Here is a 13,351-nt window from a genome sequence, read left to right as displayed (position 1 = left end):
AAAGAGGGTGCTATCATCGCGTTAGAAACAAGTATACTGTCGCAGGCTTATTTTACACGGGATAAAATAGTGCAGCACCATATAGACTCGTTTAATAAGTTTATAGATTACGGGCTGCAAAAAATCATAGATGAACAGAGAATAATAGAAACCGATATCGAGGATACCTACCTCAAACTTGGCAAAATCCGGGTAGAACATCCTGTGGTAAAAGAAGCCGACGGGGCAATCGAAAAACTTTATCCCAACGAGGCAAGGCTCAGGAACCTCTCGTACTCAGGCCCTCTCTACCTCGAAATGAGCGTAGTAAAAGACGGAGTTGAGTCCGAAGTAATGGAAGCAAAAATCGGACAGCTTCCTATCATGGTCAAATCCAAGATCTGTAACCTTCCTGGGCTCAGCGAAACCGAAAAAGTTCGTTATGGGGAAGATCCCCTTGATCCTGGGGGATATTTCATTATCGGTGGTACCGAAAGAGTGGTTATGACTCTTGAAGACCTCGCTCCTAACAAAATTCTTGTAGAGTATGGAGAGAGGTACGGCGATACCATAGAAGTTGCAAAGGTTTTCTCACAGAAACGCGGATACAGAGCCCTCGTAATCGTAGAAAGAGGAAGAAAATCCCTGCTTGAGGTTTCTTTCCCTTCAATTTCAGGTCGAGTCTTCTTCATTACACTGATGAGAGCTCTTGGGATTGTAACTGATGAAGATATTGTAAATGCAGTTTCAAGCGATCCCGAAATTATCAAATTCATGCTGGAAAACCTCGAAGAAGCCGAAGTCGAAACCCAGGAAGAGGCAATCGAGAAAATTGGAGCTAGGGTCGCTGCAGGCCAGGCCAAGGAATACCAGATAAAAAGAGCAAACTATGTTATTGACAGGTACCTGTTCCCTCATCTTGGAAACGACATGAGAGACAGGATCTCCAAGGCTCACTTCCTGGCAAGAATGGCGGAGTCCTGTTTCGAGCTGGCGCTTGGTAAGCGTTCGGAAGACGATAAAGACCACTACGCAAATAAAAGGCTGAAACTCGCAGGAGACCTGATGGAAGATCTCTTTAGGGTATCTTTCAACAGGCTTGCAAGAGACATAAAATATCAGCTCGAACGTGCAAACATGAGGAACAGGGAGTTGAATGTCGCAACAATAGTCAGGGCAGATGTGTTGACTGACCGCCTGCAGCACCCACTAGCAACCGGAAACTGGGTTGGAGGAAGAACAGGTGTGTCTCAGCTTCTTGACAGAAACGACTATATCTCCACGCTTTCTCATCTTCGCCGTGTAATTTCTCCTCTTTCCCGTGCCCAACCTCACTTTGAAGCCAGAGACCTGCATGCAACCCAGTGGGGAAGACTCTGTCCTTCGGAAACCCCTGAAGGTCCAAACTGTGGTCTGGTGAAAAATTTTGCCGAGATGGTTGAGCTTTCAACAGGAATAGAGGAGATCGACGGAATAAAGAAAATCCTCTATGATCTTAACGTTGAGCGTGTGGTTGTAAAGGTACCGGAACTCCCAGCTAAAATAAAGGAAACCCTACTTGATGAGTTTGGAGAAGAGATTGTTGAAGAGTATGAAGAGCCTTCAGAAGTCGAAAGCAAATACAAAGATGATGATTTTTACGATTATTCAGATATGGACGATGCCGGATCAATGTTCGGTGATTGAGGGGTCGATGTTAGATGACTAAAGCAAAAGTATTCATAAACGGGGAGCTTGTCGGGACCCATGATAACCCTGCGGAGCTTGTAGACGAGCTCCGAAAAATGAGGCGGCAGGGGTTCATATCCAGACAGGTTAATGTCGCTCTTAACGACAGCACTAGAGAAGTAGTTATAAACTCCGATATGGGCAGAGCAAGAAGGCCCCTCCTAGTTGTGGAGAACGGAGCTCTCAAGGTAACTCCAGAGCACGTAAAGAAAATTAAGAACAAGGAAATCAATTTTGATGACCTGGTGAAAGAAGGCTGCATAGAGTATCTCGATGCTGAAGAAGAGGAAAATGCCTATATCGCACTCTACGAGGCTGACATTGGTCCAAGGCATACTCACATGGAGATTGATCCTGAACTTATTCTCGGAATCTCTACGGGAATGGTTCCTTATCCAGAACATAATGCGTCTCCGCGTAATACCATGGGTGCAGCCATGATAAAGCAATGTATTGGAGTTGCAACCGCAAACCAGAAACTCAGACCTGATACCCGTGCCCATGTCCTTCACTATCCTCAGAGAGCAATGACCAAAACCAGGACCTCGGAAGCAATAGGTTTTGATGACAGGCCTGCAGGCCAGAACTTTGTGGTTGCAATTCTGTCCTATGAAGGGTATAACATTGAAGATGCCCTGATTTTCAATAGAGGCTCAATTGATAGAGGTCTCGGGAGAAGTCACTTCCTCAGAACTTTCGAAGGAGAAGAACGCAGGTATCCCGGTGGACAGGAAGATAAGTTTGAGATTCCTGACTCTGAATACCGTGGAGCGCGCAGTGCAGAAGCCTATGCTAACCTGGATACTGATGGGCTTGTGAATCCCGAAACTCCGGTTGGACCCAACGATGTACTGATTGGAAAGACCAGTCCTCCAAGGTTCCTTGAAGAACCGTCGGACTTCGGGATTGCAGTCGAGCAGAGGAGAGAAAGCTCGATCACAATGCGGTCAAATGAAACCGGAATTGTTGATACGGTTATTCTGACCGAATCCATTAACGGAACCAGGCTTGCCAAGGTAAAAGTAAGAGATGAAAGGATTCCTGATATAGGGGACAAATTCGCTTCAAGACACGGGCAAAAAGGAGTTATCGGCCTGAAAGTCCCGATTGCCGATATGCCGTTTACGGAATCCGGCCTAACTCCTGACCTGATGATCAACCCGCATGCAATTCCTTCGCGTATGACTGTAGGCCACGTTCTGGAAATGATTGGTGGAAAAGTAGGTTCCATGGAAGGCCGAAGAGTTAATGCAACAGCTTTCTCCGGGGAAAATGAAGAAGATCTTCGAGAAGCCCTGAAAAAGCACGGTTTTGCCCACACCGGAAAAGAGGTTTTCTACGATGGAGCAACCGGGAGGATGATTCCTGCAGATGTCTTTGTTGGGGTTATTCTCTACCAGAAACTGCACCATATGGTCACTTCGAAGATGCATGCAAGGTCTCGCGGACCAGTACAGGTACTTACCCGCCAGCCAACTGAAGGTCGAGCCAGAGAAGGAGGTCTCAGATTCGGAGAAATGGAGCGTGATGTGCTTGTAGGGCACGGAGCTGCCATGTCATTAAAAGAAAGGCTGCTCGACGAGTCGGACAAGGTTGTGGAACTTGTCTGCTCCCACTGCGGAATGATTGCAACGTATGACAAGCAGCGGAATGTCTCTTTCTGCTCAACCTGCGGAGCTGACACGGACATATATCCTGTGGAAATGAGCTACGCATTCAAGCTGCTGCTTGACGAAATAAAATCCCTGGGAGTTGCGCCCAGGCTTAAACTTGAAGACGCGGTATGAGGTGAGGCAGATATGGCAAACGTACCTCCAATCCCAAAAAGAATTTCTTCTATTAAATTCGGTTTACTTTCCCCAAAAGAGATCCGTAAAATGAGTTCAACCCCGATCATCACAGCCGACACTTACGATGATGACGGATTTCCAATAGATATGGGGCTTATGGATACAAAACTCGGGGTTATTGACCCTGGGCTTCGCTGCAAAACCTGTTCAGGGCGAGCAGGCGAGTGCCCAGGCCACTTCGGACACATTGAACTCGTTGCCCCTGTAGTCCACGTTGGTTTCAACAAAGTAATCCGAAAACTTCTCAGGGCAACCTGTAGGAAATGCAGCAAGATCCTGCTTGAACCTGCACAGAAACAGCATTTTCTGGATCAGCTTATAGGCATTGAGGAAATCGGACATATGCCTGATGACCTGATTAACGAGGCTTATAAGGAAGCCAGTAAAGTAAAGGTCTGCCCTTACTGTAACGAGGAACAGTTAGATATTAAATTTGAAAAACCCACTGAGTATCTTGAAAACGGAGAGAAATTAACCCCTACAGAGATAAGGGACCGTTTCGAGAATATCCCTGACGAAGATATCCGGGTTATTGGGATGGACCCGAAGAACGCAAGGCCTGAATGGATGATCCTTACAGTCCTGCCAGTACCTCCTGTTACGGTTCGTCCTTCAATTACCCTTGAATCCGGACAGCGCAGTGAAGACGACCTGACTCACAAGCTTGTAGATATTATTAGGATTAATCAGCGCTTCCAGGAAAACAGGGAGGCCGGTGCACCTCAGCTCATTATTGAGGACCTCTGGGAACTCCTTCAGTATCACGTTACAACCTTCTTTGACAACTCCGTCTCAGGGATACCTCCTGCAAGGCACAGGTCAGGCAGGCCCTTAAAGACTCTTTCCCAGCGTTTGAAGGGTAAAGAAGGGCGTTTCAGAGGAAGTCTGTCAGGTAAGCGTGTTAACTTCTCAGCCCGTACGGTAATCTCTCCGGACCCGAACCTTAGCATTAATGAGGTAGGGGTTCCTATGCCCATTGCAAGGACCCTGACAATGCCCGCAGTGGTAACGCCAAGGAATATAGAACAGCTAAAGATTTACGTGCGCAATGGGGAAGATGTACACCCCGGAGCAAACTACGTGCTGCGGCCTGACGGTAGGCGTATAAAAGTTACTAATGTAAACAAAGATGACCTTGCCGAAAAGCTGGAGTTCGGATGGACAGTTGAACGCCAGTTAAAGGATGGAGACATTGTACTCTTTAACAGGCAGCCGTCTCTACACAAAATGAGTATCATGGCTCATTCAGTTAAGGTACTCCCGAATAAGACATTCAGGTTAAATCCTGCGGTCTGTCCTCCATATAACGCTGACTTTGATGGGGACGAGATGAACATGCATGCCCTTCAGACCGAAGAGTCCAGGGCTGAGGCAAAGATCCTCATGCAGGTTCAGGAAAATATTCTCTCCCCGCGTTTCGGAGGACCTATTATAGGCGGGATTCACGACCACATCTCTGGGCTTTTCCTACTGACACGGTATGAAGATCATATCTCAGCTAATGATGCTTATGATATGCTCCGGAAAAGTGATATCCGTGAGTTGCCTTCCCCTGCAGGGTATGATCCCGACGGAAAGCCCTACTGGACAGGAAAACAGATTTTCAGCCAGATCCTGCCCAAAAATTTGAATGCACAGTTTACAGCTCAGGTTTGCTCGCATTGTGATACCTGCAAGAAAGAGGAGTGCCCTAACGATGCCTATGTGGTGATCCGGGACGGAGAACTCATTAAAGGTACGATAGACGAGGCGGCCATCGGAGCATTCAAAGGAAAAGTTCAGGACCGCATTATCAAGGAAATAGGCCCTGAAGCCGGAGCCCGCTTTATAGACAATATGACTATGCTTGCAGTTAGGGCTATCATGCGAACAGGCCTGAGTTTCGGGATAGCTGATGAGGATATTCCGAAAGAAGCCAGAATCCAGATCAATGAAGTCCTCGGCAAAGCTGAAGGTGCTGTGCAGAACCTCATCAAGTCTTACCAGAATAAAGAACTTGAACCTCTTCCTGGAAGAACCCTTGATGAGACAATTGAAATGAGCATCATGCAGAAGCTCGGAAAGGCCAGAGACGAGACCGGTAATATCGCAGACAGCCATATGGGACTTGAAAACTCGGCAGTTATCATGGCCCGCTCAGGAGCCAGAGGTTCCATTCTGAACCTTACTCAGATGGCAGCCTGTGTTGGTCAGCAGGCAGTTCGTGGTGAACGTATCCGCAGAGGATATGCAGGCAGGACACTGCCCCATTTCGAGAAAGGAGACCTGGGTTCTGATGCCCACGGGTTCGTTAAGGCAAGCTACAAGAGCGGGCTTAACCCGACTGAATATTTCTTCCATGCAATCGGTGGTAGGGAAGGTCTTGTGGACACTGCAGTCAGGACATCACAATCAGGGTACCTGCAGAGAAGGCTTGTTAATGCTCTTCAGGACCTGGAAGTCCAGTACGATCTTACGGTCAGGGATACCAGAGGTGTGCTTGTGCAGTTCAAGTTCGGAGAAGATGGAATTAACCCCACAAAAAGTGATTTCAGCAAGCCCGATACAATCCACAGGATTGTCCGTTCCGTAGTAAACCGGGAGGTGGCCTGATGAGTATTAGTGAAGCTACAATCGATAGCATGATAAAAGATCTGCCTCTCCCTTCAAATATCCTTAATGCTCTCAAGGCAGATGTTATCAAAGCCGGAGTAAGCAAGAAGGAAATGGAAGAGATTATAGAACAGGTGATGGAAGAGTATCATACCTCATGTATGGAACCCTGTGATGCTGCCGGTGTGGTTGCAGCCCAATCCATAGGGGAGCCGGGTACCCAGATGACAATGCGTACCTTCCACTACGCTGGTGTGGCCGAGATTAACGTTACACTCGGTCTGCCCCGTCTTATTGAAATTGTGGATGCTCGAAAAATTCCGAGCACTCCTATGATGACAATTGCCCTCTCAAAAGAACATCCTGAGGACTATGCTTACGACAGGGAAAAGACAAGATATCTTGCCTGGGAGATTGAAGCCACAAAAATTGATCATATCGCTGACGTAACCACTGATCTTTCCCAGATGAAATTGATAATTGACCTGCATGAGAAGGCAATGGAAGGCAGGAACATTACTATAGATCAGGTAAAAGAAAAGTTCAATGAAGAATTGAACGTGATGGTTACCATCTCTCCGGATATAGATAACCAAATTATCATTGCACCGGGAGAGCCTTCTTACAGGGAGCTTCTACAGCTTGCAAAAAGCATCCATAATGTCACCCTGAAAGGAATAGAAGGAATCAAGCGTGTAGTGGTCCGTAAGGAAGGGGAAGAATATACACTCTACACTGAAGGTTCGGCCCTGCGTGAAGTGCTTCAGTTCGAAGGCGTGGATAAGACAAGGACAAGTACAAATAACATCAATGAAATTTATGAAGTGCTTGGAATCGAAGCTGCAAGAAATGCGATAATTAAGGAAGCTACAGATACTCTGCGTGAACAGGGTCTTACTGTGGACATCCGGCACATTATGCTTGTGGCCGATCTTATGACCTGTGACGGAGAAGTAAAACAGATCGGAAGGCACGGGATTTCAGGAGAAAAGGCAAGTGTCTTTGCTCGTGCAGCTTTCGAAGTTACGGTAAATCACTTGCTGGATGCAGGAATGCGCGGGGATGTGGATCAGCTTCAGGGAGTCACGGAAAATATCATCGTTGGCCAGCCTATCCGTATGGGTACAGGAGACGTGCACCTTATAAGCCGAAGACGAGATGAAATTGAAGCAGCAATAGAAGCGGCAGAAGCAGCAGAAGCGGCAGAAGCGGCAGAAGAGTGAAGGTTTCTGGGTAAAAGCCAGCCCGGTGCAAAAACCTGAAACTCAACCTATAATTATTTAAGTGCGTAGCCTGATAGAGGACCAGTTCAGATCAGGTATACCTTACCTTTATGAAACTTAGAGAATCCTGCTGCAGAAACTCGAGTCTGCTAGGCTCATAACCAGAAAATAAATATAAGGCATCAGGTATTTAGAGTACCATATATTCACCGAGCTTGGAAAATCTTTATTAGGAAAGAGATAGAGTAGACGAGCTCATTTGAGACAGAGTTGATGAAAATGAAGATCAATGTTGATAAATCTCTTATAAAGGCTGTGAAAACAGGAAAAGTAATAGTTGGAGCCAACCGGACCATGGATGCAGCTGCAGATGGTTCTGCAAAAATGGTGGTCCTGGCATCAAACTGCCCCGAAGAAATTAAACAGAAAGTTCAGGCAACAAATGTCCCTGTTCTGGAATATGAAGGCACAAGTGTAGAACTCGGACCGGTATGCGGTAAGCCTTTTACGATTGCAGCCATGGCAATTCTCGATGTAGGAGAATCCGATATTCTGGCAGCTACAGTTTAATAAAAGGAGTTGGCAACGTCTTGGGTGAAATAAGACTTACTGCAGAAAGCATCCAGTACATTGCGTTATTTGAAAATATGACGCGAGCCAAAATTCTTGACTGTATCCCTGAGGAGGAAAGGCTCGTATATGTCGTAAAACAGGGAGATATGGGACTTGCTATAGGCAGAAATGGGGAGAATATAAACCGCGTTAAAAAGACCTTGGACAAACCCATAGAACTTGTGGAATATTCAGATGACCCTGTTACCTTTCTGAAGAATGCCTTTGGACCTGTTTCCGTGAGTTCGGTAAACATTCTAAACAAAAATGGCAAGCGATTAGCTTATGTAGAGGTACCCAATAAAGAAAAGGGGCTTGCCATAGGTCGTAACGGCAAAAACATTGAGAAAGTAAAGATGCTTGCCCGTCGCCATCATGATATAGAAGATGTGATCCTGCAGTAATCTAATTTAATTTACATTGATCTATTAATCCGGCGTTGAAGGACAATCTGGCATCCAGTATGCCTCTAGAAAACTGAGATAAATTTTTAATTTGGAGAAATTAACAATGGCTAAAGGAAAATATGCAGCTAATATTCTCACACAGACCAGGAAAAATGCCCGCTGGAAAGACTCATACTATGGCAGGCGAGTTCTTGGGCTGAACGTGAAAGCCGATCCGCTAGGTGGTGCACCCCAGGGTAGGGGTATTGTGTTAGAAAAGGTAGGAGTTGAAGCAAAGCAGCCAAACTCAGCTATCCGCAAATGTGTAAGAATCCAGCTTATTAAAAACGGGCGTCAGGTAACTGCTTTCTGTCCAGGAGACGGCGCAGTGAATTTCATCGACGAGCACGATGAAGTAACCGTGGAAAGGATTGGAGGCCGCATGGGTGGTGCTATGGGTGATATTCCGGGTGTACGCTTCAAAGTGACTGCCGTAAACAACGTATCTCTGAACGAGCTGGTTATCGGCAGAATGGAAAAACCCAGGAGATGATTTTCTTGAAGATATTCGGCAAATGGGACCCGACTGAAGTTGAAGTCCGAGACCTAGGAATTAAGCGCTATGTCAGTCTTACTCCTGTTATTGTTCCCCACAGCAGCGGAAAGCATGCGAGGCAGCAGTTTAACAAATCCGAGATTTCTATTGTGGAACGTCTGGCAAATAACCTGATGAGGACCGAGGTAAACACAGGAAAGAAGCAGAGGACTCTCAGCGCCATTGAAGAAGCTTTCGACATCATAAACAGGAAAACCCAGCAGAACCCTATCCAGGTGCTTGTGGATGCTATTGCCAACGCAGGCCCCAGGGAGGAAGTAGTAAGGCTGAAGTACGGCGGAATCTCCGTGCCAAAAGCAGTAGACACCGCACCACAGAGGCGTGTGGATACAGCTCTGCGCTACATCAGTATGGGAACCAACAATGCAGCCTTTAAATCCAAGAGGTCGGTTGCAGAATGTTTGGCAACCGAATTAATAGGCGCTGCAAACCGTGACACAAAGTCCTTCGCAATCAACAGGAAGGATGCAAAGGAAAGAGTTGCAAAGGCAGCACGTTAATCGCTTATGCGGGTTGCCTCGATATAAAAAGTCATTATAGAACGAGATTACATTTGTTTAAAAGGTATTAGCATGGGACGAAGGAAGAAGATGGTCGAGCGTGTAACGACGCTCATGAATGAACCGGCAAAGATCAGAAACATCGGGATTGTTGCGCATATTGACCACGGAAAAACTACATTATCGGATAACCTGTTAGGCGGCGCCGGCATGATTTCGAAGGAACTTGCAGGCAGACAGTTATTCATGGATTCCGACGAAGAGGAACAGCAAAGAGGTATTACTATCGATGCCTCCAACGTTTCCATGGTTCACAGTTTTGATAATGAAGACTACCTGATCAACCTAATCGATACTCCCGGACACGTTGACTTTGGTGGGGACGTCACCCGTGCAATGAGGGCTGTAGACGGCGCTGTTGTTGTCGTGGATGCTGTCGAAGGTACAATGCCCCAAACCGAAACCGTTCTGAGACAAGCACTCAGGGAACATGTCAGACCTGTACTTTTTGTTAACAAGGTCGACAGGCTGATCAATGAGCTCCAGGTAGATTCTCAGGAAATGCAGGTTCGCCTTGGAAAAGTCATTGACCACGTGAACAAGCTCATCAAGAACATGAACCCTGAAAAATACAAGGCAGGCTGGAGAGTTGATGCTGCAGCCGGAACTGTTGCTTTCGGGTCAGCTCTTTACAATTGGGCAATCAGTGTGCCCATGATGAAGAAAACCGGGGTTTCTTTTAACGATGTATACGAATACTGTAAAGCCGGAGATATGAAGTCCCTGGCAGAAAAGTGCCCACTGCACGAAGCTGTACTTGACATGGTCATTCACTTCCTGCCAAACCCACTTGACGCTCAGAAGGGAAGAGTACCTGTTATATGGCACGGAGATGCGAAATCCGAGATCGGAGAGTCCATGACTCATGCAAATCCAGACGGAGACCTCGCATTCATGGTAACTGATATTTCTGTTGACCCCCACGCAGGTGAAGTTGCAACAGGAAGACTGTTCAGCGGTTCTTTTTCCCGTGGTATGGAAGTCTATACCTCAGGCACTGCAAAGAAGAGCAGAGTCCAGCAGGTAGGTATCTTCATGGGCCCTGAGAGGCTTGAAGTGGACAAGATTCCTGCAGGAAACATTGCCGCAGTTACCGGTCTGAAAGATGCAATTGTGGGATCCACTGTAACAACCCTCGAAGGCATGACACCTTTTGAAAGCATCAGGCACGTAAGCGAGCCTGTTGTGACTGTAGCTGTGGAAGCAAAGCACACCAAGGACTTACCCAAACTGGTTGAAGTGCTCAGACAGGTTGCAAAGGAAGACCCGACCCTTCAGATTACTCTGGACGAAGAAACTGGGGAACACCTGATGGCAGGTATGGGAGAACTCCACCTTGAGGTTATTGCACACAGGATCGAAAGGGACAAGAACGTGGAAATCACCACTAGCAAGCCAATTGTCGTTTACAGGGAAACCATTAAGAAGAAGATCGAAGCTGTTGAAGGAAAGTCTCCAAACAGGCACAACAGGTTCTATATCTTTGTGGAACCCCTTGACCTTGAGATTGTGGATGCTATCAAGGCCGGCGATATCAGCATGAATCTGCCCGAGCTTGAACGCAGGCAGAAACTCATGGATCTCGGAATGGAAAAAGAAGAGGCAAAAGGCATTGTCGGGATCTTCAATTCCAATATCTTCATTGATATGACCAAAGGTATCCAGTACCTGAATGAGACAATGGAACTTGTGCTTGACGGGTTTGAGGAAGTCATGCGTGCAGGCCCGCTTACAAGGGAACCCGTGGCAAATGTAAAGTGCGTGCTCGTAGATGCCAAACTTCATGAAGACGCAATCCACAGAGGACCGGCTCAGGTAATTCCAGCTTCAAGGCAGGCCATTCAGGCAGGCATGCTTATGGCAGACGACACCCTGCTAGAACCTTATCAGAAGGTTTTCGTCCAAGTACCCCAGCTTTTAATGGGTGGTGCAACAAAGGAACTGCAGGGCCGCCGTGGAATCATTCTTAACATGACTACGGAAGGAGATCTGGCAATTATTGAGGCCAGAGTGCCTGTAGCTGAAATGTTCGGATTTGCAGGAGAGATCAGGTCTGCAACTGAAGGGCGTGCTATGTGGAGCACCGAATTCGGAGGCTTTGACACTGTGCCAACCAGCATTCAGAACGAAATTGTAGGTCAGATCAGAGAGAGGAAAGGCTTGAAGAAAGAACTGCCTAAAGCCACTGATTTCCTTTCAATGTAAGCGGAATTTTCCGCTTTTCCTTAATATTTACAAGGATATACCTATCCTCAGATAGGATAGATAAGAGCACCCGACTGATTTGGAAGGGAAGAGAATCCCTATCGGCTCGGGAATACGGCCAATCGGAAAGCTTTAAAATAAGGTATGCCTATATTGGGGAAAGCAGTCCAGACCACTGGAAAATTTATAAAGTGGCGGTTCGAGAAGGAATCCGGAAAGAGGAAAACTGACAATATTGATCGGACAAAAGAATATAGAAAAGATGAATCAATATTGAGATCCGCCCTAATCTTAATATAGTAAATATTTGATATACGAATGAAACTCATCCAGAATTACAGGAGAATTATAATATGGCATCAGATAAACCGCACATGAACTTAGCAGTTATTGGTCACATTGACCACGGAAAATCAACATTCGTAGGACGTTTAATGTATGACGCAGGAGCTGTACCTGCACACATTATTGAGAAGTACAAGGAAGAAGCAAAGCAGAAGGGTAAGGAATCCTTCGCCTTCGCATGGGTTATGGACTCTCTTAAGGAAGAGCGTGAAAGAGGTATTACAATTGACATCGCTCACAAGAGATTCGACACAGACAAGTACTACTTTACAGTTGTAGACTGCCCAGGTCACCGTGACTTCGTAAAGAACATGATCACAGGTGCTTCCCAGGCTGACGCTGCTGTCCTTATTGTCGCAGCTCCTGATGGTGTAATGGCCCAGACCAAAGAACACATTTTCCTTTCCAGAACCCTTGGTATCAACCAGCTGATCGTCGCAGTCAACAAGATGGATGCAGTTGAATATAGCGAGAAGAGGTACAAGGAAGTTGTCGAGCAGGTCTCCGGTATCCTTAAAATGATCGGATTCAAGCCAAGCGAAATCCCCTTCATTCCAACCTCTGCATTCCAAGGCGACAACATTGTTAAGCACAGTGAAAACACTCCATGGTACAAGGGCCCAGCCATGATGGAAGCTCTAAACAACCTCAAAGAGCCAGAAAAGCCATCCACCCTTCCTCTCAGGATCCCTGTAGAAGACGCATACACAATTTCCGGTATTGGAACTGTGCCTGTAGGCAGAGTTGAAACCGGTACCATGAAGAAGGGCGACAAGGTCGTCTTCATGCCAGGCGGAGCAACCGGTGAAGTTAAATCCATTGAGATGCACCACGAAGAAATTCCACAGGCCCTTCCAGGAGACAACATTGGCTGGAACGTCCGTGGTATCGGCAAGGCCGACGTCCGCAGAGGAGACGTTTGTGGCCATGTTGACAACCCACCAAAAGTAGCTGATGAGTTTGTAGGACAGATTGTTGTTCTGCAGCACCCCTCCGCAATCACTGCCGGATACACCCCAGTATTCCACTCCCACACCTCCCAGATTGCATGCCAGCTGATTTCTCTTGACAAGAAGCTGGACCCGAAGTCCGGGCAGGTAAAGGAAGAAAACCCGACCTTCCTTAAGGCCGGAGATGCAGCAATCGTTACCATCAAACCAACAAAGCCGATGGTTATCGAGCCAGTAAAAGAAATTCCACAGCTCGGCAGGTTCGCTATCCGTGATATGGGTATGACCATTGCCGCCGGCATGTG

10 protein-coding genes are annotated in these 13,351 nt (G+C 46.8%); all 10 read left to right on the top strand.

Features of this window, described 5'->3' with window-relative positions; translation table 11 throughout:
• The first annotated feature begins 69 nt into the window (after positions 1–69).
• Positions 70–1,665, top strand: a complete 1,596-nt coding sequence (locus tag BP861_RS02505) for a DNA-directed RNA polymerase subunit B'' (protein ID WP_394339081.1) — start codon at positions 70–72, stop codon at positions 1,663–1,665.
• A 14-nt stretch (positions 1,666–1,679) separates the two neighbouring features.
• A complete protein-coding gene (gene rpoB / locus BP861_RS02500) occupies positions 1,680–3,494 on the top strand; it encodes a DNA-directed RNA polymerase subunit B (protein WP_292372262.1) in 1,815 nt (604 codons plus the stop codon).
• A gap of 12 nt (positions 3,495–3,506) precedes the next feature.
• Positions 3,507–6,149 carry a DNA-directed RNA polymerase subunit A' gene (locus BP861_RS02495; RefSeq protein ID WP_292372260.1) on the top strand — a complete coding sequence of 881 codons (2,643 nt, stop codon included), beginning with the start codon at positions 3,507–3,509 and terminating at the stop codon, positions 6,147–6,149.
• Positions 6,149–7,372 (top strand): DNA-directed RNA polymerase subunit A'', encoded by a 1,224-nt coding sequence (gene rpoA2, locus BP861_RS02490; protein ID WP_292372257.1) that lies wholly within the window; start codon positions 6,149–6,151, stop codon positions 7,370–7,372. Before BP861_RS02495 ends, rpoA2 begins: the two co-directional genes overlap by 1 nt.
• Before the next feature lie 273 nt (positions 7,373–7,645).
• Positions 7,646–7,942 (top strand): 50S ribosomal protein L30e, encoded by a 297-nt coding sequence (locus tag BP861_RS02485; RefSeq protein ID WP_292372255.1) that lies wholly within the window; start codon positions 7,646–7,648, stop codon positions 7,940–7,942.
• Positions 7,943–7,962: 20 nt separating this feature from the next.
• Positions 7,963–8,388, top strand: coding sequence for a NusA-like transcription termination signal-binding factor (locus BP861_RS02480; RefSeq protein ID WP_292372253.1), 426 nt, complete (start codon positions 7,963–7,965; stop codon positions 8,386–8,388).
• Between the two features lie 106 nt (positions 8,389–8,494).
• Entirely contained in the window at positions 8,495–8,923 is a 429-nt protein-coding gene (locus BP861_RS02475) for a 30S ribosomal protein S12 (RefSeq protein WP_292372251.1), read from the top strand.
• Positions 8,920–9,486, top strand: coding sequence for a 30S ribosomal protein S7 (locus BP861_RS02470; RefSeq protein WP_292372249.1), 567 nt, complete (start codon positions 8,920–8,922; stop codon positions 9,484–9,486). The genes BP861_RS02475 and BP861_RS02470 overlap by 4 nt, the downstream gene beginning before the upstream one ends.
• A 72-nt stretch (positions 9,487–9,558) precedes the next feature.
• Complete coding sequence (locus BP861_RS02465; RefSeq protein ID WP_292372248.1) at positions 9,559–11,751, top strand: elongation factor EF-2; 2,193 nt, start codon at positions 9,559–9,561, stop codon at positions 11,749–11,751.
• Between the two features lie 353 nt (positions 11,752–12,104).
• The coding region (gene tuf / locus BP861_RS02460; protein WP_292372246.1) for a translation elongation factor EF-1 subunit alpha at positions 12,105–13,351 on the top strand (1,247 nt) is incomplete at its 3' end.

Source organism: Methanosarcina sp. UBA411 (genome assembly GCF_002495725.1).
GTDB lineage: Archaea > Halobacteriota > Methanosarcinia > Methanosarcinales > Methanosarcinaceae > Methanosarcina.
The sequence above is the reverse complement of the archived record's forward strand: the minus strand, read 5'-3'. Positions and strand labels throughout refer to the sequence as shown.

What these genes read in the sequence shown, in the direction of transcription:
- rpoB (WP_292372262.1), top strand. Translation starts at nt 1,680, where the DNA reads ATGACTAAAGCAAAAGTATTCATAAACGGGGAGCTTGTCGGGACCCAT.
- BP861_RS02495 (WP_292372260.1), top strand. Translation starts at nt 3,507, where the DNA reads ATGGCAAACGTACCTCCAATCCCAAAAAGAATTTCTTCTATTAAATTC.
- rpoA2 (WP_292372257.1), top strand. Translation starts at nt 6,149, where the DNA reads ATGAGTATTAGTGAAGCTACAATCGATAGCATGATAAAAGATCTGCCT.
- BP861_RS02485 (WP_292372255.1), top strand. Translation starts at nt 7,646, where the DNA reads ATGAAAATGAAGATCAATGTTGATAAATCTCTTATAAAGGCTGTGAAA.
- BP861_RS02475 (WP_292372251.1), top strand. Translation starts at nt 8,495, where the DNA reads ATGGCTAAAGGAAAATATGCAGCTAATATTCTCACACAGACCAGGAAA.
- BP861_RS02470 (WP_292372249.1), top strand. Translation starts at nt 8,920, where the DNA reads ATGATTTTCTTGAAGATATTCGGCAAATGGGACCCGACTGAAGTTGAA.
- BP861_RS02465 (WP_292372248.1), top strand. Translation starts at nt 9,559, where the DNA reads ATGGGACGAAGGAAGAAGATGGTCGAGCGTGTAACGACGCTCATGAAT.